We start from the raw sequence: 22,734 nt of genomic DNA on the forward strand, positions 1-22,734 counted from the left end.
CAAGGAACGGTCCGGCGCTCGCAGCGCTGTGAAACGGACGGGCGGGAATCGCCCTTCGGCGGGACATTCCCGCTCGCGTCCATGGGTGCGTCACCCTTGCCACCACCCTAACCCTCCCCCGCTAACGCAGGGGAGGGTTAGGGTGGTGGCCCTCTTACCCGATATGGGAAGTCTTCAGGCGGGTGGCAGGGGGGAATGCCCCGCTTCGCCCCCATGGTCCGACGCGCCGAAGGCGCCGTCCGGCCACAGATTGGGGCCGTTGCCGTCGCGTAGGCTGAGGCTGCGCACCATGGCGCGCAGGGCGCCGATCATCACCCGCAGGGCGGCGGAGGAGTCCGCTCCGCCGCCGATGCTGATGGTCCAACGCAGCGCGTCCATGTGGGCTTGCACCGCTTCCTGGAAGCTCTCTCCGTCATGCTCCACCCAGGTGACGCAGGTGGACAGAGACGCGACGATGGCGGTGGCCGCGGCGTTGCCGGCGGCGGCCAGCTGCAGGTCGGACACCGCGTGGCGCAGCCGCGTGCCCAGCGCGTCGGGGCAGGCCAGCGCCCTTTCCATCCGGTCGAGCGCCAGCACTAGGCGGACCATCTTCGGATCGGTCGAGCGCAGCGGACCCGTTCCCGTCGTGGACGGCCCGGACAGGCGGGGCGGCGGAGGCGGCAGACGGGGGGTGGGACCGGCAGAGATCGCCGGGCGGGCCGGCGCTGGGCGGGAATGCGGCGGCGCGTTGTTGTTCGTCGGCTTTGCCGTGGCCGCCTCGGCTTGGGAGCGACCGCCCCGGCGTGGGTTGTTCAGCACGGTTTCGATCCGCCGGGCGATGGTGGCGGCGGAGGCCGGCTTGGCGAGCACGGTGTCCGCCCCGGCGTCCCAAGCAGCGCGCACGGTGGCGACGTCGGCGTTGGCGGTCAGCACGATGATCGGCAGATCGGGGCTGAGGCAGCTGGCCGCGCCGCGCACCCAGCGGACGAGTTGGCCGCCACCCACCGGCTCCATCACCCAGTCGGTGACCATCAGATCGTAGGGTTCCCGGCGCAGCAGCTCCATCGCCTCCTGCCCGTTGGCGGCGGGGGCGACCTGGCCGCCCCCCCAATGCTCCAGCATGTCCCGCAGCGCCCGCAGCAGCAGCGGGTTGTTCTCGACGACCAGGATTTTCAGATGGGTCGGGTAGCGGCGGGGCATGTCGGGTCCGAAGGTTCGGGAACGGAGCGTTACCGAATATCCGAACGCCGCCCTGGGATTTCAGGACACGGAGACGTGTTAGCGCCAATCGGCGCACGACCGGGGGAGCCTTTTCGCCTCATGGAGTGCGCTTGGTCTTCGGCTCCCCCGTCCGGGAACTTGATCAAGGTCCGGGGTGCCTCTAGCGGACCAGCGCGAGATCCTTCAGGACGGCCACCTCGTGGGCCTGCTCGTCCAACCGGGCCTTCACGGCATCACCGATGGAGATCACGCCGGCGAGATCGCCCGCCTCGTTGCAGACCGGCACATGGCGGTGGCGGCGCAGGGTCATCATCTGCATCAGGTCCTTGATCGTGTCCTCCGGCCGGCAGGTCTTGACCTGACGGGTCATCAGATCCTCCACCGGCATATCCAGCGCGTCGGCGCCATGCATCGCCACGGCGCGGACGATGTCGCGCTCCGACAGGATGCCGGCCAGCCGGCCCCGGCGGTCGCACACCACCAGGGCGCCGATGCGCCGGTCGGTCAGCGTGCGGGCGGCGGTCCGGATGGACTCGGACGGCAGGATCGATGCGACGTTATGGCCTTTGCGGTTCAAAACCTCGGAAACGACGGTCATGTCCACCCTCCCTCTTTGGGGTTGGCGAATCGGCGGGGTCCGATTCGGAATGAGCCTGGAGCGGCCGGCGGTTCCGGCAAGGGCTTGGCGGTCCGGATTGGAAAATCGGTTTTGCCGCCTCGATGGGGCCGCTATGCATGAATGCATGGCAACCGCTGAGTTGCGGGGGAAAAGGGAGAGCGCGCATGACCACCGAGCAGAAGGTTCTTCGCCTGTCCATCGCCGTCACGGTGCTGCTGGCGGGGGCCGGCATCCTGTTCGGCTTGCTGTCGGGTTCCTTCGCCATCGTCTTCGACGGCATCTATTCGCTGGTGGACGCCAGCATGACGATGGTGACGCTGTTGGTGTCGAACCTGATCGCCGCCTCGACCAGTGTCGGCCCGCGCCGGGGCAAGCTGGCCGAGCGTTTCACCATGGGATTCTGGCACCTCGAACCCATGGTCCTCGGGCTGAATGCAACGCTGCTGATGGGAGCGGCGATCTACGCGCTCATCAACGCCGTGGGCAGCCTGATGACGGGGGGCCGCGATCTGGCCTTCGACCATGCGATCGTCTACGCGGCGGTGACCCTTCTCGTGGCCGCCGGCATGGCGGTCTTCGCGACGCGGGCGAACCGGACGGTCCATTCCGACTTTTTGGCGCTCGACGCGAAGTCCTGGGTCATGGCAGCGGCGCTCACCGCGGCGCTGCTCGTCGCCTTCGTCTTCGGATACCTGATCGAGGGCACCCGGCTTCAGTGGATGTCGCCCTACATCGACCCGGCGGTGCTGGCCCTGGTCTGTCTGGTGGTCATTCCGATCCCAGTCGGCACGATGCGGCAGGCGCTGGCCGATGTCCTGCTGGTCACACCCGCCGACCTCAAGCGGCACGTCGATGCCGTCGCGTCGGACACCGTGCGGCGCCATGGCTTCGCCTCCTACCGCGCCTATGTCGCGCGGGTGGGCCGGGGGCGGCAGATCGAGCTGTTCTTCATCGCCCCGATCGGCTGGCCGCCGCGCAGGCTGGAGGAGTGGGACAGGATCCGCGACGAGGTCGGTGCTGCCCTCGGCGGCGAAGGTCCGGACCGCTGGCTCACCATCGTTTTCACCAGCGACCCGGAATGGGCGGAATGACGGCCTGCCCTATGGACGGGCCGGAGTGGGTACATTAGCTTTCCATGAGGAACGGAGCGCGTGGAGCGGGCGGAGGGTGACGGGATGGCGGGCAATTGCTGTGGAGGCTCCTGTGGGAGCGGCGGTCGTTCAAACAGCGGACGGCAGGCCGACTACCGTCGCACCCTGCGCATGGCGCTGATCGTCAACGGGCTGATGGCCGCCGTCGCCCTGGCCGCGGGGCTGGAGACGCAGTCCATGGCCCTGCGGGCGAGCGCGCTGGATTTCCTGGCGGCCGCGCTGACCCATGGCGTCGGCCTGTGGATGATGGGGCGGGGGCTGGAGTCCCGCGGCTGGGCCACGCTGGCGAGAGGGCTGACGCTGACCGTCCTCGGGCTGGGGGTGGTGGCCGCCACGGCGTGGAGCGCCTATGCCGGCACGGTTCCCGACGCGCCGGTCATGAGCCTCGTCGCACTTCTCGGGATGGGGGCGACCCTGTCGGTGGCGGTCCTGCTGTTCGCCGGACGGCGCGGCGGATTGACGCTGCGCGCGGTCTGGCTGTGCGCCCGCAACGGCGTGCTGACCAACGCCGCGGTGATGATGGCGGCGGCGGGCGCCTGGACGATGGGGCAGGGCTGGCCGGATCATCTGGTCGCCGCGGTCATCGCCGCCACGGTGCTGTCCGCCGCGGTGACGGCGCTGCGGCAGGCGGTGGGGGAACGGCGCGCGTGGTACGCGCCCGCCGACCCGACCGGGCTGGGCAAGGGGGCTTGACAGGCCCGCATCCCTGTGGCGAACTCGGTGTCATGATTTTCGCTGCGCCCTCCCTGTCGTGTCGTTGGTGGTGGCCCGTCTAACCGGGCCGGCCAGCCGACGCGCGTGAGCGCGCACACCATCGAAAGGCCGCCCGGAGCTTCCGGGCGGCCTTTTTCCTGACCAGGGAATCACAGGTGTCGAGCAAGGGAACTCCGGGTGTCCGTCCATCCACGGATCGACCATCGGAGTCCCCGCCATGTATCCCGCCGATCTCCTCGCTTCGCCCAACCTCCTCGAACCGCTGCGTTTCCGGACGCGCGGTGGCGTGACCGTGACCCGGCGGGCCACGACACTCGACCCGCGGAACGCCCTCGATCCGGTGATCGACGCGCTGGACCGCCGCCGCGGCTTGCTGTTGTCCAGCGGTGTGGAGGCGCCGGGCCGCTACCGCCGCCACGCGCTGGGCTTCACCGACCCGCCGCTGGCCGTCACGGCGCGCGGGCGGACGCTGCGCATCGACGCGCTGAACGCGCGGGGCCGCGTGCTGCTGCCGGCCATCGCCGAGGCCCTGCGCGGCCTGGAGGCGCTGGCCGGGCTGGAGGAGGCGCCGTCGCGGGTCACCGCGCTGGTCCGCAAACCCCAGCACCCCTTCCCGGAGGAGGAGCGGAGCCGCCAGCCCTCCGTCTTCTCGGTCCTGCGTGCGGTGCTGGAGCTGTTCGCCGCCCCCGACGACCCGCTGCTCGGGCTCTACGGCGCCTTCGCCTACGACCTCGCCTTCCAGTTCGAGCCGATCCGCCTGCGGCTGGAGCGGCCCGACGACCAGCGCGATCTGGTGCTCTACCTGCCGGACCGGCTCGTCGCTCTGGACCCCATCGCAGGACTCGCGCGGCTCGTCGAGTATGAGTTCGCCACGGCGGCGGGGAGTACGGAAGGGCTGGAGCGCGCCGGGCGCGACCACCCGTACCGCCCGGACACCAACACCGAGGCCGGCTGCGACCACGCGCCCGGCGCGTATCAGCGCGTCGTCGAGACCGCCAAGGCCGCCTTCCGCCGCGGCGACCTGTTCGAGGTGGTGCCCGGCCAGACCTTCGCCGAGCCCTGCGCCGACGCGCCCTCGGCGGTGTTCCGCCGGCTGCGCGCCGCCAATCCGGCGCCCTACGAGGCCTTTGTCAATCTCGGGCGGGGCGAGTTCCTCGTCGCCGCCAGTCCGGAGATGTATGTGCGGGTGGCCGGCGGGCGTGTGGAGACCTGCCCGATCTCCGGCACCGTGGCGCGCGGGGCCGACGCGTTGGGCGACTCCTCCCAGATCCTCCGCCTGCTGACCTCGGCCAAGGACGCGGCGGAACTGACCATGTGCACCGACGTGGACCGCAACGACAAGGCGCGGGTGTGCGAGCCGGGGTCCGTCCGGGTGATCGGGCGGCGGATGATCGAGCTGTACTCCCGCCTGATCCACACGGTGGACCATGTGGAGGGGCGGCTGCGGCCCGGCCTGGATGCGCTGGACGCCTTCCTCACCCACACCTGGGCGGTGACGGTGACCGGGGCGCCCAAGCGCTGGGCCATGCAGTTCCTGGAGGACACGGAGCAATCGCCGCGGCGCTGGTATGGCGGGGCCTTCGGCCGGCTGGGCTTCGACGGCGGGATGGACACCGGCCTGACCCTGCGCACCATCCGCATGGCCGAGGGCGTCGCCTATGTGCGGGCCGGGGCGACCTTGCTGTCCGACAGCGACCCGGACGCGGAGGACGCGGAGTGCCGCCTGAAGGCCGCCGCCTTCCGCGACGCCATCCGCGGGACGACGGCAGGTGCGGTGTCCGCTCTTCCGGCGGCTCCCCGCGGCGGGCGGGGCCGGCGGGTGCTGCTGGTGGATCACGATGACAGCTTCGTCCACACGCTGGCCGACTATCTGCGCCAGACCGGCGCATCGGTGACGACGCTGCGTCACGGCCACGCGCGGGCGACGCTGGCGGAGCGGAGGCCGGATCTGGTCGTGCTGTCCCCCGGTCCGGGGCGCCCGGCGGATTTCGACGTGGCCGGCACCATCGACGCGGCGCTGGCGCTCGGCCTGCCGGTGTTCGGCGTCTGCCTGGGCTTGCAGGGGATGGTGGAGCGCTTCGGCGGTGCTCTGGACGTTTTGCCGGAGCCGGTCCACGGCAAGGCGACGGAGGTCTGTGTGCTGGGCGGCGCGCTGTTCGCCGGCCTTCCGGAGCGGCTGACGGTCGGGCGCTACCACTCGCTGGTGGCGCGGCGCGACCGGCTGCCGGCGGACCTCACGGTGACCGCGGAAACCGCCGACGGTCTGGTGATGGCGGTCGAGCACCGGCGGCTTCCGCTCGCCGCCGTGCAGTTCCACCCCGAGTCGATCCTGTCGCTCGACGGTGGGGCCGGTCTCGCCCTGCTGGGCAACGTGATGGACCGGCTGGCCGCCGGCGCCCTCGCGGACGCGGCGGCGTGAGGAAGGGGGCGGGGGTGGTTACTCCACCATCCCCAGCGCTTCCTTGTAGAGTTCCAGGATGGCTTCCTGCTCCTGGCGATCGGCCTTGTCCATTTTGCGCAGCCGGATGATCTGGCGGATGATCTTGGTGTCGAAACCGGTGCCCTTGGCCTCGGAGTAGACCTCCTTGATGTCCTCCTGCAGGCCGCGCTTCTCTTCTTCCAGGCGCTCGATGCGCTCCACGAAGGATTTCAGGCGATCCGCCGCAATGCCGCCGACGTCGGACATGATAAGGGTAACCTCAAATTGGGTGCTTCCGGGGAATCCGGCGCGGACGATATCGGCGGTCGCTGTCGATGGCAAGCGACTCCCGGCGTCGTCGGCGCGGATGCCACAGGGCGCGGCAAACCGCAGCAACGCCTCGGCCGGGTGTGCCCGGATAGTGGGATGCGTCCGTGGCGACGACCGCCGCCTCGGAGGACGCCTGATGCGAAAGACCGATGGCGGGAGCGTGCGAAAGCGGCGACCTTGCACTTTCCGTTGCACGCGGGCGTGCCAAGCCTCTTCGGGCTGTTGCGCCGCACCCATCACCGCTGGTAATACCATCGACGCTCTTGAGCTTCACAAAGTCACATAAATCCGGCATTGATGCCGACGGTCTAGGCCGATTGCACGCAAATCGGCCACTTGCGGCAGGGGAGATAAAGAACCATGAAAATCGCCATACCCAGGGAGCGGCGCGCGGGCGAGAATCGCGTCGCGGCTTCTCCGGAGACGGTCAAGAAACTCAAAGCCCTCAGCCTGGAAGTGGTCGTGGAGACCGGCGCCGGACTGGGCTCGAACCTGCCGGACCGGGTCTATCAGGACGCGGGCGCGGAGATCGCGCCGGACGCCGCGTCGGCGCTGGCCGACGCCGACATCGTGCTGAAGGTGCAGCGCCCGCTGCTGGCCGGGGAAGGGTACCTCGACGAGCTGGCGCTGATCAAGCGCGGCGCTCTGCTGTTCGCCATCCTCAACCCCTACAACAGCCGCGACCACGTGGCGGCCTACGCCGCGGCCGGGGTGAACGCCTTCGCCATGGAGTTCATGCCGCGCATCACCCGCGCCCAGGTCATGGACGTGCTGTCCTCCCAGGCCAACCTCGCCGGCTACAAGGCGGTGGTCGATGCCGCCAGCGAGTATGGCCGGGCCTATCCGATGATGATGACCGCGGCGGGCACGGTGCCGCCGGCCCGCGCCTTCATCATGGGTGTCGGCGTCGCCGGGCTGCAGGCCATCGCCACGGCCAAGCGGCTGGGCGCCATCGTCTCGGCGACCGACGTGCGCCCGGCGGTCAAGGAGCAGGTGCAGAGCCTTGGCGGCAGCTTCGTCGCGGTCGAGAACGAGGAGTTCAAACAGGCCGAGACGTCGGGCGGCTACGCCAAGGAGATGTCGGACGACTACAAGCGCCAGCAGGCGGCGCTGGTGGCCGAGCACATCAAGAAGCAGGACATCGTCATCACCACGGCGCTGATCCCCGGACGCAAGGCGCCGATCCTGGTGACGCGCGAGCATGTGGCGTCGATGAAGCCGGGCTCGGTGCTGATCGATCTGGCGGTGGAGCAGGGCGGCAACGTCGAGGGCTCGGAGCTGGGCAAGGTCGTCGTCACCGACAACGGGGTGAAGATCGTCGGCCACGCCAACTACCCCAGCCGCATCGCCGAGAGCGCCTCGCTGCTCTACGCCAAGAACCTGCTCGCTCTGCTGCAGTCGCTGCACGACAAGGAGAAGGGCGTCACGCTCAACTGGGACGACGAGATCGTGAAGGCCATCGCGCTCACCCGCGATGGGCAGGTCGTCCATCCCGCCTTCGCCGGCCAGACGGTCTAAAGGCCGGACGGAATTAGGGAGAGACACATGGATCAGACTCAATTGTCCAACCGCGTCGCTGAGCTGAAGGCCCAGCTCGCCGCGGCCAGCCAGCAGATCGACGCGCTCGCCGCCCAGGCCGCCGCGCTCGGCCACGCCGCTCCCGTCGCGGACGCGGCGAGCCACGGCAACTTCTTCATCACCGGCCTGACGGTGTTCGTGCTGGCCTGCTTCGTCGGCTACTACGTGGTGTGGCGGGTGACGCCGGCGCTGCACTCGCCGCTGATGGCGGTGACCAACGCGGTGTCCTCGGTGATCATCGTCGGCGCCCTGATCGCCGCCGGCCCGGCCGGCTTCGGCTTCTCCAAGATCATGGGCTTCCTCGCGGTCATCCTGGCCAGCGTCAACATCTTCGGCGGCTTCCTGGTCACCCAGCGCATGCTGTCGATGTTCAAGAAGAAGGGCAAGTAACCATGGAAACCCTGTCCGCCCTTCTCTATCTGGTCGCCTCGGTCTGCTTCATCATGGCCCTGCGCGGCCTGTCCAGCCCGGAGACCTCCCGCCAGGGCAACTTCTTCGGCATGGCCGGCATGACCATCGCCGTGCTGACCACGCTGGCCCTGCCCATCGTCCAGTCCTACTGGATGATCGTGCTCGGCATCGCCATCGGCGGCGGCATCGGCTACGTCATCGCCAAGAAGATCGAGATGACCGCCCTGCCGCAGCTCGTCGCCGCCTTCCACTCGCTGGTCGGTCTGGCCGCGGTGTTCGTGGCGCTGTCGGCCTTCTACTCGCCCGAGGCCTACGGCATCGGCGTGCCCGGCGCCATCGCCAAGGGCTCGCTGGTCGAGATGGCGCTGGGCACCGCCATCGGCGCCATCACCTTCACCGGCTCGATCGTCGCGTTTGCCAAGCTCCAGGGTCTGGTCACCGGCAAGCCGCTGGTCTTCCCCTTCCAGCACCATCTCAACGCCGGCCTCGGCATCCTCACCATCCTCCTCATCGTCTGGCTGGTGCAGAGCAACGCCGATGCCCCGATGTGGCTGATCGTCGCCGTGTCGCTGGCGCTCGGCCTGTTGCTGATCCTGCCGATCGGTGGCGCGGACATGCCGGTGGTGATCTCGATGCTGAACAGCTACTCGGGCTGGGCGGCGGCGGGCATCGGCTTCACGCTGCAGAACAACCTGCTGATCGTCACGGGCGCGCTGGTCGGCTCGTCGGGCGCCATTCTGTCCTACATCATGTGCAAGGGCATGAACCGCTCGATCTTCAACGTCATCCTGGGCGGCTTCGGCGGCGACAGCGGGGCGGCGTCGGCGGCGGCCGGCGGCGGCGAGCGCGGCACGGTCAAGGCCGGCTCGCCGGAGGACGCGGCCTACATCATGAAGAACGCCCAGTCGGTGATCATCGTCCCCGGCTACGGCATGGCGGTGGCCCAGGCCCAGCACGCGCTGCGCGAGATGGCCGACCTGCTGAAGAAGGAAGGCGTCGAGGTCAAGTACGCCATCCATCCGGTGGCGGGGCGCATGCCCGGGCACATGAACGTGCTGCTGGCCGAGGCCAACGTGCCCTACGACGAGGTGTTCGAGCTGGAGGACATCAACCGCGACTTCGGCACGGCGGACGTGGCCTTCGTGATCGGCGCCAACGACGTGACCAACCCGGCGGCCAAGACCGATCCGCAGTCGCCGATCTACGGCATGCCGATCCTCGACGTCGAGAAGGCCAAGACGGTGTTCTTCATCAAGCGCGGCATGGCCGCCGGCTACGCCGGCGTCGAGAACGAGCTGTTCTTCCGCCCCAACACCATGATGCTGTTCGGTGACGCCAAGAAGGTCACCGAAGAGGTCGTGAAGTCGATGGAGTAACCCGCACCCTTACCGGTGTGGCGTAAGATGAACCCCCGGGGCCGGCGCGCTCCGGGGGTTCTTTTTGCCATCACAAGAAACGGAGAGAGGACGCCATGCCCGCCTACATCATCGCCGACGTGAACGTGACGAATCCCGAGGCCTATGAAAACTACAAGAAGCTGACCCCCAATGCGGTCGCCAGGAATGGCGGGCGGTTCATCGCCCGCGGCGGGCAGGCGGAGGAGCTGGAAGGCGGCTGGCAGCCCAACCGCGTGGTCATCCTGGAGTTCCCGGACTACGCCACCGCCAAGGCCTTCTACGACAGCCCCGAGTACCGCGAAGCGCGCGAGGCCCGGAAGGACGCGGCCGACTTCCGGATGATCGTGGTGGACGGAGCCTGACACTCTCCGAAACAAGAAAAAAGCCGTGCGAGGGCGCACGGCTTCTTTCTTTTGGAGAGGGGAGGGGGCCCTACGCCTTCTTGATGCCGAAGCAGTGCTCCGGACCGGGGAAGTTGCGGGCCTTCACCTCGGTGGCGTAGGTCGCGGCGGCTTCGCCGATGGCGGTGCCGAGCTGGGCGTAGCGCTTCACGAACTTGGGCTGGAACTCGCCGAACAGGCCGAACATGTCGTCCGACACCAGGACCTGCCCGTCGCAGGCGGGGGAGGCGCCGATGCCGATGGTGGGGATGGTCACATCCTCGGTGATCTGGCGGGCCAGCGACTCCATCGTGCCTTCGATGACCAGGGAGAAGGCGCCGGCCTCGGCGATGGCACGGGCGTCGGCGCGGATGCGCTCCGCCGCTTCCGGATCGCGGCCCACCGCCTTGTAGCCGCCGAGCGCGTTGACCGACTGCGGCAGCAGGCCGACATGGCCCATCACCGGCACGCCGCGGGTGGTCAGGTAGGCCACCGTCTCGGCCATCTCCAGCCCGCCTTCCACCTTCACCGCCTGGGCGCCGCTCTCCGCCATGACGCGGGCGGCGTTGCGGAAGGCCACCTGCGGGCTCTCCTGGTAGCTGCCGAAGGGCAGGTCGACGACCACGCAGGCGTGGCGCGAGCCGCGCACCACGGCGGCGCCATGGGCGATCATCATGTCGAGCGTGACGGGAAGCGTGCTGTCGAAGCCGTAGACGACCATGCCCAGCGAGTCGCCGACCAGCAGCAGGTCGACGTGCGGGTCCAGCAGGCGGGCGACCGGAGTCGTGTAGGCGGTCAGGCAGACGATCGGCTCCCCGCCCTTGCGCGCGCGCAGCGCCGGCACGGAAACGCGCGGAGTGTCCTTGGATGCGCTCATTGGCGACCCTCCCCATTCTTTTCTTGGCAAATATTCTTTTGGCAGGCGTTCTTGTGCGGCGAAGCGGACCGCAGATGCACCAAAACCGCCCACGCGCAGACGCGGGGCGGCAGGTGCAAGACACAAGAGGGGCAAGCGCGCGAACGCGCATGGATGCCCGGCGTGCCGAAGCACGCCTGTCAATCCGGCGCGAAACGCGCCTGAGGATTAATAGCCCTCGCGCTCCATACGCTTGCGGAGCAGCTTGCGGGTGCGACGCACCGCCTCAGCCTTCTCACGCGCGCGCTTCTCCGAGGGCTTCTCGTAGTTCCGGCGCAGCTTCATTTCCCGGAAAATGCCCTCGCGCTGCATCTTCTTCTTCAGCGCGCGGAGGGCCTGATCGACGTTGTTGTCTCGGACCAGAACTTGCACGTTAACCGTCACCTTTATCAAGTGAGCCGAGTTGCCATGAAGCAACAAACAGGCATGCGACAGGCATGCGCTTTCGGGCGCACCCCTTGTGTGGACCTTTATGTAGCACGGACGGGGCCGCCTGTGAAGCGGAGTCTTCCAACCCTGCGTGTTCCGCTGCGACAATGCGTGGGCAAAACGGTTGCCCGGTGGCCCGCGCCGCCCAGATAATAGGGCATGGCCCTGTTGAAGATCGCCCGCATGGGGCACCCGGTGCTGCGCAAGGTCGCAGACCTGGTGCCCGACCCGACGGCCCCGGAGATCCGGCGGCTGGCTTCCGACATGATCGACACCATGCTGGACGCGCCCGGAGTCGGGCTGGCGGCCCCGCAGGTGCACGAATCGCTGCGCATGATCGTGTTCCGCGTTCCCGCCATGCGTTCCGGTGGCGAGTCGGTGGAGCCGACCGTCCTCATCAACCCGGTGATCGAGCCGCTGGACGGTGGGATGGAGCACGGGATGGAGGGCTGCCTGTCGATTCCTGAGCTGCGCGGCGTCGTTCCGCGATTCGCGCGCATCCGCTACCGCGGAGTCGGGCTGGACGGCGAATCCATCGAGCGCGAGGCGGCGGGGTTCCACGCCCGTGTCATCCAGCACGAGTGCGATCACCTGGACGGCGTGCTTTACATCGACCGGATGACCGATCTGCGCTATCTGGCCTTCACCGACGAGGCGCATCACGTGACCGAGGCGCTGGAACAGCAGGAGGGGAGAGACTGATATGGACGCTGCGCTGGATATGGACGCGGTGCGGGACGACATCCTGCTGTCCACGCTTCCCAATATCGTGTTTGACGGCTGGAGCCTCCAGGCGCTGCGCGACGGCGCCCAAATGGCCGGCTACGACACGGCGACCATGCATCGCGCCTTCCCCGGCGGCGTGCCGGAGCTGGCCGAGCATTTCGGCGCCTGGACCGACCGCCGCATGCTGGCCGAGCTGGACAAGCACCCGCTCGACGAGATGAGGGTGGGCGAGAAGATCGCGCTCGCCATCCGCACCCATTTCGAGGTGCTGGAACCGCATATGGAGGCCAAGCGCCGCCTGCTCGCCTATCTCGCCATGCCGCAGAATCTCGGCATGGGCCTGACCATGCTCTACCGCACGGTGGACGCCATGTGGTTCGCGGCAGGCGACACCGCCACCGACTTCAATCACTACACCAAACGCGCCACGCTGGCCGCGGTGCTCAGCTCCGCGACCTTCTACTGGCTGGACGACCGGTCGGAGGGGCATGCCGAGACCTGGGCCTTCGTGGACCGCCGGCTTGGCGACGTCATGAGCATGGGCAAGGCGATGTCGGCCATGGGCCGCGCCGGGCGTCTCCTCAGCCATCTGCCGAGTCCCGCGCGCTTCGCCCGTCAGATCCGCCAGCGTGCCGGCGCCGCTCCGGTGGACACCGCCTCCGCCCACATGGCGGAGAACATCTGACGGCTCAGGCCCGGGCCTTCTTAAGGACAGCTTTCTTGCGGGACGGTTTTATGACGGCGGCGGTGCGGATCGCCGCTGCCAGGGCCGGGCGGGCCCAGAACAAAAGCTCGTCCGGGTCGTCCAGCGCCGAGTCGGGCGGAGGGAAGTAGGGCAGGACCGTCGGCTTGTCGTCGAAGGGCTTGAAGGGGCGCAGGCCCAGCGCCTCGTACTCCGGCCGGTTGCCATCGTCGGTCTTGAAATATAGGATGTTGCGGGCGACCAGGGCGAAGACGACGCCGTCGCAATAGACCGCGTAACCGCCGAACATGCGGCGGGCGGTGATGGCCCCCAAGGGCGTCAGCGACTCGCACAGGAAACGGACGAGTTCGCTGACCGTGGCCATGCTGGGGAGCCTGTTGGTGAAAGCCTATTTTTTGCGGAAGGCGTCGAGCGCCACGACCTCGCCGCGCTTCGGCTCCTCGCCGGAACGGTCGGAGTCGGGCTTGCCGGCGTCGGCCTTGGCCGCGTCGGCTTTGGCGAGCTTCGCGATGGACGGCTTCGCCCCGTCCGCAGCCTTCTTCTCCGGCGTCTCGCGCGCGGGGATGGTGGCGATTTCCGCCGATTCGGCGGGCTCCACGGGCTGGAACTGGAGGGCGAAATTCTCCGACGGATCGGCGAAGGTGGTGATGGCGGCGTAGGGAATGACCAGCCGCTCATGCACGTTGTTGAAGCTCAGCGTCACCTCGAAATGATCATCCAGCGCCTCCAGCCCATAGAACTGGTACTGGATGACGATGGTCATCTCGTTGGGATACTGGGACGACAGATATTCGGGGATGTCGACGCCCGCGTAACCCGTCCGGAAGGTCAGGTAGAAGTGATGATCGCCGGGGAGCCCGCGGTCCGTCACCTGGCGGAGCGCGTCACGGACGACACCACGCAAGGCGGCCTCGACCATGCGGTCATAACGCAACTGCTCTCTCGGCATTCTTGGGCGGGTCCTTAACGCCAGACGGGTAAGTGTGGGCCTTCTGTTGCTAGGCGGCCCACGGCCCCACCCTCAGGTGCTACCCATCGGGGATTGATTTCGGTCAGTCACCGCCGTTAGGCGGCAACGGCGACCGGAGCAACGTTGTCGTTGGCAACTATTGCAATGGCCCGATAACGGCGGAACCATGCCGGGCGAAGACCATGCCTTTACCACGCGTGTCGATCCTATTTCGCCCCCAACGAACCCGCTCCCTACGGCAACGCCCGAGAGACCGGTGGTTTGTTTGGTGGAGGCGCCGGGTACCGCCCCCGGGTCCACAACGCTTATTCCGCAAGGCGTTTATCGCCATAGTCGGCTGCTGCCGACGGACCCAATATAGGCCCTTCGCCCGAAGATGGAAAGGGGGTGCCGCGGATTCTGACCGGAGGCTCTTGCAAAGGGGTGACTGTCCGGGTTCGCGGACGTAGAGTGCCGCCCGAATTTCAGTCCCCGGAGTACCCATGCCGATCACGCCCGAGCAGCGCGCCGAGATCGACCGCCTGCGCGCCGTCACCGCCACCACCCGCCGCGCCACCGTTCCGGCTCTGGAGGAGATCCTCTATGAGCCGCTGGAGGTCCTGGACCACGGCTTCGTGCGCGTCGTCGACTACATGGGCGACGATTCGGCCGTCGTCCAGGCGGCGCGCGTGTCCTACGGCAAGGGCACCAAGAAGGTCACCGAGGACGCCGGTCTCATCAAGTATCTGATGCGCCATCGCCACTCGACGCCGTTCGAGATGTGCGAGATCAAGTTCCACGTCAAGCTGCCGATCTTCGTCGCCCGCCAGTGGATTCGGCACCGCACGGCGAACGTCAACGAATACTCCGCGCGCTACTCCATCCTCGACCGCGAGTTCTACATCCCGACACCCGAGAACCTGGGCGCCCAGGCCGTTGTCAACCGGCAGGGCCGCGGCGACGTTCTCCAGGGCGACGAGGCGGCGGCGGTGATGAAGCTGCTGCGCGACGATTCGGAGGCGGTCTATGCGCACTACGAGGAGATGCTGAACCAGCGCGAGGACGGCACCACCATCGAGGAAGGTCGCCAGGGACTGGCGCGCGAATTGGCGCGCATGAACCTGACGCTGAACTACTACACCCAGTGGTACTGGAAGGTCGATCTCCACAACCTTCTGCATTTCCTCAGCCTGCGCGCCGACCCGCACGCCCAGTACGAGATCCGCGTCTATGCGGAGGCCATGCTGGATGTGGTGAAACGCTGGGTCCCTGCCGTGTTCGACGCCTTCAGCGAGTACCGGCTGGGCGGCACCCACATGTCGAAGACCGGGCTGGAGGTCGTGAAGCGCCTGCTCTCCGGAGAGGCCGTGACCCAGGAGGCCAGTGGCCTGTCCAAGCGCGAATGGCGCGAACTGATGGACCAACTCGGCCGCGCCGAGTAACGCCCGCTCCAACTGTGTAAGGACCAACCGTCATGACGCCGCCCCCGATGACGCCGCACGAGGCCGATGGATTGCACCGCCAGGGCCTCGTCGCGGCGCAGGCCGGGCGGTTCGACGAGGCCTTGGACCTGATCGGGCGGGCCATTGCCGCCTATCCCTCGGTTGCCGTCTGGTGGGCCAACTACGGGCTGGTGATGGAAAGCCTGGGCGACGTCGCCGGGGCGGCCAACGCCTATGCCGGGGCGCTGAACCTCGATCCGTCGCTGGAGATGGCGATGGACGGGCTGCTCACCATGGCGGAGGCGGTGCGCCGGGCCGGCGATTCGGCGCGCGCGGAGGCCTTCTTCCGCCGCGCCATCGCGCTGAACCCGAAGACGCTGGCCGCCGTCGCCAATCTCGGCGTGCTGCTGCGCGCCCAGGCGCGGCGGGCGGAGGCGGTGACGCTCTATGAGAGGGCCGGGCGGCTCGATCCGGCCAACTGGGCGCACCCTTACAACCTCGGCAACGCGCTGGCCGAGATGAACCGGCTGGGCGAGGCCGACGACGCCTATGGGGCGGCGCTCGCGCTGGCGCCAGGCCGGGCAGAGGTGCGGGCGAACCGCGCCACCCGCGTGCTCGCCATGCAGGGGCGGGCGGCGGAGGCCCTGGCGGAAATCGAAGCCGTGGTGGCGCAGCATGGCAACGTCGATTCGCTGCACGCCTCGCGCCTCTACCTGATGCAGTTCGTGCCGGGGCTGGCCATGCCGGCCATCGCCCAGGCCCACGCGGACTGGGGGGCCCGCTATCCCGACCGTCCGGCGCCCGCGGTGGCCGCTCCGGCGCCGAAGATCCGCATCGGCTATGTCTCGCCGGACTTCCGCGCACACCCCGTGGGCTTCTTCCTCGAGCCGGTGCTGGCGAATCACGACCGCACGGCCTTCGAGGTCGTGTGCTACGCCAACACCGCCAACCCGGACTGGAAGACCGAGCGGCTGATGGCCCACGCCGACCACTGGGTCTGGACCACCGGCATGGACGATGAGGCTCTGGCCCGGCGCATCCAGGCGGACGGCATCCACATCCTGGTCGATCTGGCCGGGCAGACCTTCGGCAACCGCCTGCCGGTCTTCGCGCGGCGCGCGGCGCCAGTGCAGGCGACCTGGGCGGGCTATGTCGGCACCACCGGCCTGCCGGCCATGGACTATCTGATTTCCGATTCGCGGCAGAGCCCGCCGGGATCGGACGGCTGGTGCATCGAGGGCATCGTGCGCATGCCCGACGCCTACGTCCCCTGGGCGCCGCCCGAGGACGCGCCGGCCGTGGCTCCGCTGCCGATGGCGACGCGCGGTCACGCCACCTTCGGGTCCTTCAACGCTCTGCCCAAGCTGAACGCGGAGGTCGCGGCGCTGTGGGCGCGCGTGTTGGGCGCCGTTCCCGGCTCCCGGCTGCTGCTGCGCACGCCGGGCCTGGACGACGCCGGCACCGCGGCGCGCACCCTGACGCTGTTCGAGCGGGCCGGGCTCGACCCGGCGCGGGTGGATCTGCGGGGCGGGGCGCCGCACCGGGACTTCCTGGCCGGCTACGGGGAGGTCGACGTGGCGCTGGACCCCTTCCCCTATTCCGGCGGGCTGACGACCCTGGAGGCGCTGTGGATGGGCGTGCCGGTGGTGACGCTGGGCGGCGACCGCTTCTGCGCCCGCCATTCGGTGACGCACCTCGCCTCGGCGGGCCTGTCCGATTTGGTGGCCGACGGGCCGGACGGCTACGTCGCCAAGGCGGCGGCGCTGGTCGCCGATCCGGCAGGGCTGGCGGCTCTGCGCGGCGGGCTGCGGGATCGGCTGGCGGCCTCCCCGGCGCTGGACGGCGTGCGCTTCACCCGCGCGCTGGAGGCCGCCTTCGGCGTGATGTGGCAGCGCTTCCAGGCCGGGCAGGGGCGGGCGAGCTTCGCCCTCAGTTTCGATTGAGCCAGCTTCGATTGAGGCTCAGGCGCGCTCGGACCCCGGCGCGCCGGTGCTCCACAGCAGCCCCAGCACCACGCCCTTGCAGCGCGGCAGCAGCAGGCCGGTCAGCAGCAGCGTCAGCAACGGCCAGATGGTGAGATGCACCCAGGTCGCCGGCTCGTAGCTTTGCTCGACCGACAGGACGGCCGGGATGATGATGTGGCCGACGATCAGGATGGTCATCCAGGGCGGGGCGTCGTCGGCGCGCAGATGGCCGAACGCCTCGCCGCAATGGGTACAATGGTCGACCGGCTTCAGGTAGTTCCGCAGCAGGCGCCCGCGTCCGCAGGCCGGGCATTGCCCCATCAGCCCGCGCAGCGCCGCCGTCGTCTTCGACCGCGTCCCGTCTTCCGCTCCGACCGCCGCCCTGTCTTCCGCCGTCATGACCGTACCCCTGCGTTCCGCTCCCCGAAGGGCCTCATATGGGGAGGGAGCGACCGATCGTCACGCCGTTCCGTCGCCCGCACCCCGGGGTTGCGCCGCGCGCAGGGCCTCCACGCGGCGGGCGATGTTCTCCAGCCGCATCTGAAGCTCATGGGCGCACAGGGCGTGGGCGGCGGCGCGGGCCTCCGCCTCGATGTCGGCGATGGCGGATTCCAAGGCTTGGAGTCGGGCTTGGAGTCGGGCGTCGCGTGGGTCTTCGCTCATCGGATTCCTGCTCCGGCAGTTGACGGACCGGCCCCTGGGCGTCTACGGGATGCACAAACCCTCTCCGGGAGCCTGGAGCCATGACGATCACCCGCCTGTTTTTCGCCGCCGCCACGGCGGCCGTCGCGCTGACCAGCGCCGCCGCCTTCGCCCAGACCAAGACCGTCGCCATCACCGCCATCGTCGAGCATCCGGCGCTCGACGCCACGCGCGACGGCGTGGTCGAGGCGCTGAAGGCCGCGGGCTACACGCCGGGTGACACCCTGAAGGTCGAGTATCAGAGCGCCCAGGGCAACCCCGCCACCGCCGCGCAGATCGCGCGCCAGTTCACCGGCGCCCGTCCGGACGTGATCGTTCCGATCTCCACCCCCTCCGCCCAGGCCGTCGTCGCCTCGACCCGCGACATTCCGGTGGTCTTCACCGCGGTGACCGACCCGGTCGGCGCGCAGCTCGTCCGCAGCCTGGACAAGCCGGGGGCCAACGTCACCGGCGTGTCGGACATGGCCCCGGTGGCCGAGCATGTCGCGCTGATCCGCGAGATCGTGCCGTCCGTCAAGCGTCTGGGCGTTCTCTACAACGCCGGCGAGCCGAACTCCGTCTCGCTGGTCAAGGCGCTGAAGGACGAGGCGCAGAAGGCCGGGCTGACCGTGGTCGAGGCGACCGCCACCAAGTCCGCCGACGCCCAGCCCGCCGCCCGCAGCCTCGTCGGCAAGGCCGATGCGATCTACGTGCCGCTGGACAACACGGTCGTCTCGGCGCTGGAGAGCGTCGTCGCGGTGGGCCAGCAGGCCAAGCTGCCGGTCTTCTCTGCCGACACCGACAGCGTGGCGCGCGGCACGGTGGCCTCCATCGGCTTCGACTACCGGCAGGTCGGCCGCCAGACCGGCGAGGCCGTGGTCCGCATCCTGAAGGGCGAGAAGCCGGGCGACGTTCCGGTGACCTTCGCCAAGGGCACCGACCTGTTCGTGAATCCGAAATCCGCGGCGGCGATGGGCGTGACCATTCCCGAGGCGGTGACCCAGCGCGCGACCAAGGTGGTCGGGCAGTAAGTTGTTTCGTTGAGGGGGAGTGGTTGAGACGGGCCCCCACCCAACCCTCCCCGCTTTGCAGGGGGAGGGCTTTCTCCTCCCCCTGCGAAAGCGGGGAGGCCGGGAGGGGGGCCCGACGCGACGCTCGCCAAGGACCAATCATGAGTGAAATCGCCTTCTTCGGGGCCGTCGAGATCGGGCTGGTGTACGCGCTGGTCGCCCTTGGCGTGTACCTGTCCTTCCGGGTGCTCGATTTCCCGGACCTGACGGTGGACGGCAGCTTCCCGCTGGGCGCGGCGGTCTGCGCCACGCTGCTGGTCGCCGGGGTCAACCCGTGGATCGCCAGCCTCGTCGCGGCCCTGGCCGGCTCGATGGCCGGGCTGGTCACGGCGACTCTGAACGTCCGCTTCAAGATCCTGCACCTGCTGGCCAGCATCCTGACCATGATCGCGCTGTTCTCGGTGAACCTGCGCGTGATGGGCCGCCCGAACGTGGCGCTTCTGATGCAGGACACGGTGCTGACGCCCTTCTATGGGCTGGGGCTGCCCGACCATGTGGTGCGGCCGCTCGTCGTGCTGGTCGTGGTCATGGTGATCGTCCTGCTGCTGGCCCGCTTCCTGAACAGCGAGTTCGGCCTCGCCATGCGGGCGACCGGCGTCAACGCCCGGATGGCCCGCGCGCAGGGGGTGCAGACGGACTTCCACATCTACGCCGGCATGGCCCTGTCGAACGGCCTCTGCGCCCTGGCCGGCGCGCTGTTCGCCCAGACCAACGGTTTCGCCGACGTGACCACCGGCATCGGCACCATCGTGGTCGGTCTGGCCGCGGTGATCGTCGGCGAGACGGTGCTGCCGGCCCGCGCGATGCTGTGGGCGCTGGTCGGCTGCGTCGTCGGCTCCATCCTGTACCGGCTGGCGGTCCAACTGGCCCTATCGGCGGACGCCATCGGGCTCCAGGCCTCCGACCTCAACCTCGTCACCGCCGTCCTGGTCGCGGTGGCGCTGATCCTGCCGCGGATGCGGCTGAAAGCCGCGTCGAAGAAGAGGGAGGCCGTCCGATGATCACGGTCAACGGCATCCACGTCACCTTCGGGCGCGGCACCCCGCTGGAAAAGCACGCCCTGCGCGGCGTCGACCTGACGATCCCGGAAGGGCAGTTCGTCACCGTCATCGGCTCCAACGGCGCCGGCAAGTCCACCTTCCTGGGCGCGCTGGCCGGCGACGTGATCGCCGAGGAGGGGCGCATCGCCATCGACGGGGTGGACGTCACCCGCTGGGCGACGCCGAAGCGCGCCTCGCTGGTCGCCCGCGTCTTCCAGGACCCGATGGTCGGAAGCTGCACCGCGCTGACCATCGAGGAGAACATGGCGCTGGCCGCCGCCCGCGGGCGGCGCCGCGGCCTGGGCTTCGCCCTGCGCGGCGACCGCCGCCGGCATTTCCGCGAGCGCATCGCGGAGCTGGGGCTGGGGTTGGAGAACCGGCTGCACGACCGCATGGGCCTGCTGTCCGGCGGGCAGCGGCAGGCGGTCAGCCTGCTGATGGCGACGCTCGCCGGGTCGAAGATCCTGCTGCTCGACGAGCACACGGCGGCGCTCGACCCCGGAACGGCGGAGTTCGTGCTCGGCCTGACCCGCCGCATCGTCGAGGAGAACCGGCTGACCACGCTGATGGTCACCCACTCCATGCGGCAGGCGCTGGACTACGGCGACCGCACGGTGATGCTGCACGAGGGCCGGATCGTGCTCGACGTGTCCGGCGAGCAGCGCGCCGGTCTGGACGTGCCGCACCTGCTGGCGCTGTTCGCCAAGCAGCGCGGCGGCGAGGACATCACCGACGACAGCCTGCTGATCGGGTAAGCTTGCGAGAGGAGCGTCAGACGGTCTTGCGGTCGCGCTCCTTCTCCGGTTCCTCGCGGTCGGCCTCGAAGAGGGCCTGAAGCTCGGCGGCGGCTTGGCGGGAGGTCTGGATCAGGCGGTTCTCGTCGTGGTGCACGGCGTGCTGCCGGATCAGCGTGCGCTCGTCATGCTCGCGGAAGGTGTCCAGCGTGTGGCGGGTCTCCTCCGGCGGCAGGCCCAGCGATTCCAGAACGCCGCCGGTCAGCCGCAGGCTCGAATCGTAGGTCTCGCGCACGAAATGCGTGACCCCGCGGTCCATCAGGAAATGGGCGTGGCGGCGGTTGCGGGCGCGGGCGTGGATGACGAGGTGGGGGAAATGGCGCGTCGCCAGTTCCACCACGCGCAGCGACTGCTCCATGTCCTCCAGCGCCACCACCAGCACCTTGGCCTTGTCCGCCCCGGCGGCGCGCAGCAGGTCGAGCCGCGACGGGTCGCCGTAATAGACCTTGTTGCCGAATCGCCGCACGACGTCGACCTGCTCGGCGCTCTGCTCCAGCGCCGTGAAGGGGATGCCGCGCAGCCGCAGGACGCGGCCGACGATCTGCCCGACCCGGCCGAAGCCGCAGATCAGCACCGGCGGCTCGCCGTCCGGCGCGATGGTGTCGTAGGGGCGGACGGGCTTCACGATCAGGCGCGGCGCCAGCCAGCGCTCCTCCGCCGCGAAGACGAAGGGGGTGGCGATCATCGACAGCGTGACCACCAGCATGGCCGTCGCCGCCTGCCCCCCGGTCATCGCCCCGACGCCGACGGCCAGCCCGAACAGCACGAAGCCGAACTCGCCGCCCTGGCTCAGCACGGTGGACAGCCGCGTCGAGCCGCCCGGACGCAGGCCGGACAGGCGGGCCAGCCCGAACAAGGCCGCCGCCTTCAAGGCCATCAGCCCGAGCGCCAGCGACAGGTAGCGCACCGGCTCGGCCATCAGCGCCGCGACATCGGCCCCCATGCCCACCGACACGAAGAACAGGCCGAGCAGCAGCCCTTCGAACGGTGCGATGTCCGCCTGCACCTCGTGCCGGTATTCCGAATCGGACAGCAGCACCCCGGCCATGAAGGCGCCGAGCGACATGGACAGCCCCGCCCAGGCGGCGAACAGCGCGGTGCCCAGCACGATCAGCAGGGCGGTGGCGGTGAAGATCTCCGGCGTCCGGGCGCCGTCCACGATGCGCAGCACCGGGCGCAGCAGGTAGCGCCCGCCGGCTAGGATCACCGCGACCGCTCCGCCGGCCTTCAGCACGGCCAGCCACGCCGTTCCGGCGTCCGGCACCTCCCCGGCGCCATGGCCGAGCAGGGGCAGCAGCGCCACGGCGGGGATGATCGCGAGGTCCTGGAACAGCAGGATCGAGAAGGCGCTGCGCCCAGCGTTGGTGGTCAGCAGTTCCCGCTCCGCCAGCATGGGCAGCACCATGGCGGTGGAGGACAGCGAGAGGCCGAATCCGGTCACCGCGGCGGCGGCGGGGGTGAATCCCAGCAGGAAAATGGTGGCGGCGGCGATCACGACGGCGGTCACCGCGACCTGCGCGCCGCCGAGCCCCAGGACCGATCGTCGCATCACCCAGAGGCGGGCAGGGCGCAACTCCAGCCCGATCAGGAACAGCAGCATGATAACGCCGAGTTCGGAGACGTGCCGGATCGCCTCGACGTCCGTCACCAGCCCGAGCCCGCCCGGCCCGATGGCCAGCCCCGCCGCGAGATAGCCGAGCGGCCCGCCGAAGCCGATCCGCTTGGCCACCGGCACCGCCAGGACCACGGCGGCCAGCAGCACCACCAACGTCACGAAATCCGGCATCGGCCCCGTCCCCTAAAGGCTTTGCCCCCACCCTA

24 protein-coding genes and 1 other RNA gene are annotated in these 22,734 nt (G+C 69.3%); 14 read left to right on the plus strand and 11 right to left on the minus strand.

What is annotated here, in order from left to right; translation table 11 throughout:
* Positions 1-174: 174 nt before the first annotated feature.
* Both ACWPXE_RS11835 and ACWPXE_RS11840 read right to left on the minus strand, forming a co-directional pair.
* A complete protein-coding gene (locus ACWPXE_RS11835; RefSeq protein ID WP_454018034.1) occupies positions 175-1,179 on the minus strand; it encodes a response regulator in 1,005 nt (334 codons plus the stop codon).
* 181 nt (positions 1,180-1,360) lie between these two features.
* Positions 1,361-1,798 carry a CBS domain-containing protein gene (locus ACWPXE_RS11840; protein WP_014239962.1) on the minus strand — a complete coding sequence of 146 codons (438 nt, stop codon included), beginning with the start codon at positions 1,796-1,798 and terminating at the stop codon, positions 1,361-1,363.
* A 185-nt stretch (positions 1,799-1,983) separates the two neighbouring features.
* On the opposite strand from ACWPXE_RS11840, the gene ACWPXE_RS11845 reads away from it, so the two are divergent.
* The 3 genes from ACWPXE_RS11845 (at position 1,984) to ACWPXE_RS11855 (ending at position 6,103) form a co-directional block, all read left to right on the plus strand.
* Positions 1,984-2,910 (plus strand): cation diffusion facilitator family transporter, encoded by a 927-nt coding sequence (locus ACWPXE_RS11845; protein WP_454018035.1) that lies wholly within the window; start codon positions 1,984-1,986, stop codon positions 2,908-2,910.
* 171 nt (positions 2,911-3,081) lie between these two features.
* Positions 3,082-3,663, plus strand: a complete 582-nt coding sequence (locus tag ACWPXE_RS11850) for a cation transporter (protein ID WP_454018036.1) — start codon at positions 3,082-3,084, stop codon at positions 3,661-3,663.
* A gap of 238 nt (positions 3,664-3,901) precedes the next feature.
* A complete protein-coding gene (locus ACWPXE_RS11855) occupies positions 3,902-6,103 on the plus strand; it encodes an anthranilate synthase (RefSeq protein WP_454018037.1) in 2,202 nt (733 codons plus the stop codon).
* An 18-nt stretch (positions 6,104-6,121) separates the two neighbouring features.
* Here the strand turns inward: ACWPXE_RS11855 and ACWPXE_RS11860 are convergent, their stop codons facing one another.
* Complete coding sequence (locus ACWPXE_RS11860) at positions 6,122-6,370, minus strand: DUF2312 domain-containing protein (RefSeq protein WP_014239966.1); 249 nt, start codon at positions 6,368-6,370, stop codon at positions 6,122-6,124.
* Between the two features lie 423 nt (positions 6,371-6,793).
* Here ACWPXE_RS11860 and ACWPXE_RS11865 point away from each other — a divergent pair, with 423 nt between their 5' ends.
* The 4 genes from ACWPXE_RS11865 to ACWPXE_RS11880 all read left to right on the plus strand — a co-directional run bounded on the left by ACWPXE_RS11865 (position 6,794) and on the right by ACWPXE_RS11880 (position 10,181).
* The gene (locus tag ACWPXE_RS11865; RefSeq protein ID WP_454018038.1) at positions 6,794-7,951 is read left to right on the plus strand and encodes a Re/Si-specific NAD(P)(+) transhydrogenase subunit alpha; all 1,158 of its coding nucleotides are present in this window, start codon (positions 6,794-6,796) and stop codon (positions 7,949-7,951) included.
* Positions 7,952-7,978: 27 nt separating this feature from the next.
* On the plus strand, positions 7,979-8,401 hold the full coding sequence (locus ACWPXE_RS11870; protein WP_014239968.1) for an NAD(P) transhydrogenase subunit alpha: 423 nt from the start codon (positions 7,979-7,981) through the stop codon (positions 8,399-8,401).
* A 2-nt stretch (positions 8,402-8,403) separates the two neighbouring features.
* A complete protein-coding gene (locus ACWPXE_RS11875; RefSeq protein WP_454018039.1) occupies positions 8,404-9,798 on the plus strand; it encodes an NAD(P)(+) transhydrogenase (Re/Si-specific) subunit beta in 1,395 nt (464 codons plus the stop codon).
* 95 nt (positions 9,799-9,893) lie between these two features.
* The gene (locus ACWPXE_RS11880; RefSeq protein ID WP_454018040.1) at positions 9,894-10,181 is read left to right on the plus strand and encodes a DUF1330 domain-containing protein; all 288 of its coding nucleotides are present in this window, start codon (positions 9,894-9,896) and stop codon (positions 10,179-10,181) included.
* Positions 10,182-10,251: 70 nt separating this feature from the next.
* Here the strand turns inward: ACWPXE_RS11880 and panB are convergent, their stop codons facing one another.
* Both panB and rpsU read right to left on the minus strand, forming a co-directional pair.
* Positions 10,252-11,076: a 3-methyl-2-oxobutanoate hydroxymethyltransferase gene (gene panB, locus ACWPXE_RS11885; protein ID WP_454018041.1), complete on the minus strand. Its 825-nt coding sequence runs from the start codon at positions 11,074-11,076 to the stop codon at positions 10,252-10,254.
* Positions 11,077-11,283: 207 nt separating this feature from the next.
* Positions 11,284-11,487 (minus strand): 30S ribosomal protein S21, encoded by a 204-nt coding sequence (gene rpsU, locus ACWPXE_RS11890; protein WP_012974546.1) that lies wholly within the window; start codon positions 11,485-11,487, stop codon positions 11,284-11,286.
* Positions 11,488-11,703: 216 nt separating this feature from the next.
* On the opposite strand from rpsU, the gene def reads away from it, so the two are divergent.
* Both def and ACWPXE_RS11900 read left to right on the plus strand, forming a co-directional pair.
* Entirely contained in the window at positions 11,704-12,246 is a 543-nt protein-coding gene (gene def, locus ACWPXE_RS11895) for a peptide deformylase (protein ID WP_454018042.1), read from the plus strand.
* A gap of 1 nt (position 12,247) precedes the next feature.
* A complete protein-coding gene (locus ACWPXE_RS11900; RefSeq protein WP_454018043.1) occupies positions 12,248-12,955 on the plus strand; it encodes a COQ9 family protein in 708 nt (235 codons plus the stop codon).
* Positions 12,956-12,959: 4 nt separating this feature from the next.
* Here the strand turns inward: ACWPXE_RS11900 and ACWPXE_RS11905 are convergent, their stop codons facing one another.
* The 3 genes from ACWPXE_RS11905 to ssrA all read right to left on the minus strand — a co-directional run bounded on the left by ACWPXE_RS11905 (position 12,960) and on the right by ssrA (position 14,330).
* Positions 12,960-13,337 (minus strand): TfoX/Sxy family protein, encoded by a 378-nt coding sequence (locus ACWPXE_RS11905; protein ID WP_454018044.1) that lies wholly within the window; start codon positions 13,335-13,337, stop codon positions 12,960-12,962.
* 24 nt (positions 13,338-13,361) lie between these two features.
* Entirely contained in the window at positions 13,362-13,922 is a 561-nt protein-coding gene (locus ACWPXE_RS11910) for an SspB family protein (RefSeq protein ID WP_454018045.1), read from the minus strand.
* 31 nt (positions 13,923-13,953) lie between these two features.
* Positions 13,954-14,330: a transfer-messenger RNA gene (gene ssrA / locus ACWPXE_RS11915) on the minus strand.
* A 95-nt stretch (positions 14,331-14,425) separates the two neighbouring features.
* Here ssrA and thyX point away from each other — a divergent pair.
* Both thyX and ACWPXE_RS11925 read left to right on the plus strand, forming a co-directional pair.
* On the plus strand, positions 14,426-15,364 hold the full coding sequence (thyX, locus tag ACWPXE_RS11920) for an FAD-dependent thymidylate synthase (RefSeq protein ID WP_145678343.1): 939 nt from the start codon (positions 14,426-14,428) through the stop codon (positions 15,362-15,364).
* Between the two features lie 32 nt (positions 15,365-15,396).
* The gene (locus ACWPXE_RS11925; RefSeq protein ID WP_454018046.1) at positions 15,397-17,307 is read left to right on the plus strand and encodes an O-linked N-acetylglucosamine transferase, SPINDLY family protein; all 1,911 of its coding nucleotides are present in this window, start codon (positions 15,397-15,399) and stop codon (positions 17,305-17,307) included.
* An 18-nt stretch (positions 17,308-17,325) separates the two neighbouring features.
* Here ACWPXE_RS11925 and ACWPXE_RS11930 read toward each other — a convergent pair whose 3' ends face one another.
* Together ACWPXE_RS11930 and ACWPXE_RS11935 are read right to left on the minus strand one after the other, a co-directional pair.
* On the minus strand, positions 17,326-17,727 hold the full coding sequence (locus tag ACWPXE_RS11930) for a DUF983 domain-containing protein (protein WP_454018047.1): 402 nt from the start codon (positions 17,725-17,727) through the stop codon (positions 17,326-17,328).
* A 60-nt stretch (positions 17,728-17,787) separates the two neighbouring features.
* Positions 17,788-17,991, minus strand: a complete 204-nt coding sequence (locus tag ACWPXE_RS11935; RefSeq protein WP_145678340.1) for a hypothetical protein — start codon at positions 17,989-17,991, stop codon at positions 17,788-17,790.
* 80 nt (positions 17,992-18,071) lie between these two features.
* Here ACWPXE_RS11935 and ACWPXE_RS11940 point away from each other — a divergent pair, with 80 nt between their 5' ends.
* From ACWPXE_RS11940 to ACWPXE_RS11950, 3 genes are all read left to right on the plus strand, one after another.
* Positions 18,072-19,040 carry an ABC transporter substrate-binding protein gene (locus ACWPXE_RS11940; RefSeq protein ID WP_454018048.1) on the plus strand — a complete coding sequence of 323 codons (969 nt, stop codon included), beginning with the start codon at positions 18,072-18,074 and terminating at the stop codon, positions 19,038-19,040.
* A 140-nt stretch (positions 19,041-19,180) separates the two neighbouring features.
* Positions 19,181-20,080 carry an ABC transporter permease gene (locus tag ACWPXE_RS11945; protein ID WP_454018049.1) on the plus strand — a complete coding sequence of 300 codons (900 nt, stop codon included), beginning with the start codon at positions 19,181-19,183 and terminating at the stop codon, positions 20,078-20,080.
* Entirely contained in the window at positions 20,077-20,874 is a 798-nt protein-coding gene (locus ACWPXE_RS11950; protein WP_038528612.1) for an ABC transporter ATP-binding protein, read from the plus strand. Before ACWPXE_RS11945 ends, ACWPXE_RS11950 begins: the two co-directional genes overlap by 4 nt.
* Positions 20,875-20,890: 16 nt before the next feature.
* Here the strand turns inward: ACWPXE_RS11950 and ACWPXE_RS11955 are convergent, their stop codons facing one another.
* Complete coding sequence (locus ACWPXE_RS11955; protein ID WP_454018050.1) at positions 20,891-22,699, minus strand: monovalent cation:proton antiporter-2 (CPA2) family protein; 1,809 nt, start codon at positions 22,697-22,699, stop codon at positions 20,891-20,893.
* Between the last annotated feature and the right edge of the window lie 35 nt (positions 22,700-22,734).

This window comes from Azospirillum sp. Marseille-Q6669, assembly GCF_965111635.1.

Bases quoted from the DNA above. Each gene is read 5' to 3' on its own strand.
- ACWPXE_RS11835 (WP_454018034.1), bottom strand. From the start codon at position 1,179: ATGCCCCGCCGCTACCCGACCCATCTGAAAATCCTGGTCGTCGAGAAC.
- ACWPXE_RS11840 (WP_014239962.1), bottom strand. From the start codon at position 1,798: ATGACCGTCGTTTCCGAGGTTTTGAACCGCAAAGGCCATAACGTCGCA.
- ACWPXE_RS11845 (WP_454018035.1), top strand. From the start codon at position 1,984: ATGACCACCGAGCAGAAGGTTCTTCGCCTGTCCATCGCCGTCACGGTG.
- ACWPXE_RS11850 (WP_454018036.1), top strand. From the start codon at position 3,082: ATGGCGCTGATCGTCAACGGGCTGATGGCCGCCGTCGCCCTGGCCGCG.
- ACWPXE_RS11855 (WP_454018037.1), top strand. From the start codon at position 3,902: ATGTATCCCGCCGATCTCCTCGCTTCGCCCAACCTCCTCGAACCGCTG.
- ACWPXE_RS11860 (WP_014239966.1), bottom strand. From the start codon at position 6,370: ATGTCCGACGTCGGCGGCATTGCGGCGGATCGCCTGAAATCCTTCGTG.
- ACWPXE_RS11865 (WP_454018038.1), top strand. From the start codon at position 6,794: ATGAAAATCGCCATACCCAGGGAGCGGCGCGCGGGCGAGAATCGCGTC.
- ACWPXE_RS11870 (WP_014239968.1), top strand. From the start codon at position 7,979: ATGGATCAGACTCAATTGTCCAACCGCGTCGCTGAGCTGAAGGCCCAG.
- ACWPXE_RS11875 (WP_454018039.1), top strand. From the start codon at position 8,404: ATGGAAACCCTGTCCGCCCTTCTCTATCTGGTCGCCTCGGTCTGCTTC.
- ACWPXE_RS11880 (WP_454018040.1), top strand. From the start codon at position 9,894: ATGCCCGCCTACATCATCGCCGACGTGAACGTGACGAATCCCGAGGCC.
- panB (WP_454018041.1), bottom strand. From the start codon at position 11,076: ATGAGCGCATCCAAGGACACTCCGCGCGTTTCCGTGCCGGCGCTGCGC.
- def (WP_454018042.1), top strand. From the start codon at position 11,704: ATGGCCCTGTTGAAGATCGCCCGCATGGGGCACCCGGTGCTGCGCAAG.
- ACWPXE_RS11900 (WP_454018043.1), top strand. From the start codon at position 12,248: ATGGACGCTGCGCTGGATATGGACGCGGTGCGGGACGACATCCTGCTG.
- ACWPXE_RS11905 (WP_454018044.1), bottom strand. From the start codon at position 13,337: ATGGCCACGGTCAGCGAACTCGTCCGTTTCCTGTGCGAGTCGCTGACG.
- ACWPXE_RS11910 (WP_454018045.1), bottom strand. From the start codon at position 13,922: ATGCCGAGAGAGCAGTTGCGTTATGACCGCATGGTCGAGGCCGCCTTG.
- thyX (WP_145678343.1), top strand. From the start codon at position 14,426: ATGCCGATCACGCCCGAGCAGCGCGCCGAGATCGACCGCCTGCGCGCC.
- ACWPXE_RS11925 (WP_454018046.1), top strand. From the start codon at position 15,397: ATGACGCCGCCCCCGATGACGCCGCACGAGGCCGATGGATTGCACCGC.
- ACWPXE_RS11930 (WP_454018047.1), bottom strand. From the start codon at position 17,727: ATGACGGCGGAAGACAGGGCGGCGGTCGGAGCGGAAGACGGGACGCGG.
- ACWPXE_RS11935 (WP_145678340.1), bottom strand. From the start codon at position 17,991: ATGAGCGAAGACCCACGCGACGCCCGACTCCAAGCCCGACTCCAAGCC.
- ACWPXE_RS11940 (WP_454018048.1), top strand. From the start codon at position 18,072: ATGACGATCACCCGCCTGTTTTTCGCCGCCGCCACGGCGGCCGTCGCG.
- ACWPXE_RS11945 (WP_454018049.1), top strand. From the start codon at position 19,181: ATGAGTGAAATCGCCTTCTTCGGGGCCGTCGAGATCGGGCTGGTGTAC.
- ACWPXE_RS11950 (WP_038528612.1), top strand. From the start codon at position 20,077: ATGATCACGGTCAACGGCATCCACGTCACCTTCGGGCGCGGCACCCCG.
- ACWPXE_RS11955 (WP_454018050.1), bottom strand. From the start codon at position 22,699: ATGCCGGATTTCGTGACGTTGGTGGTGCTGCTGGCCGCCGTGGTCCTG.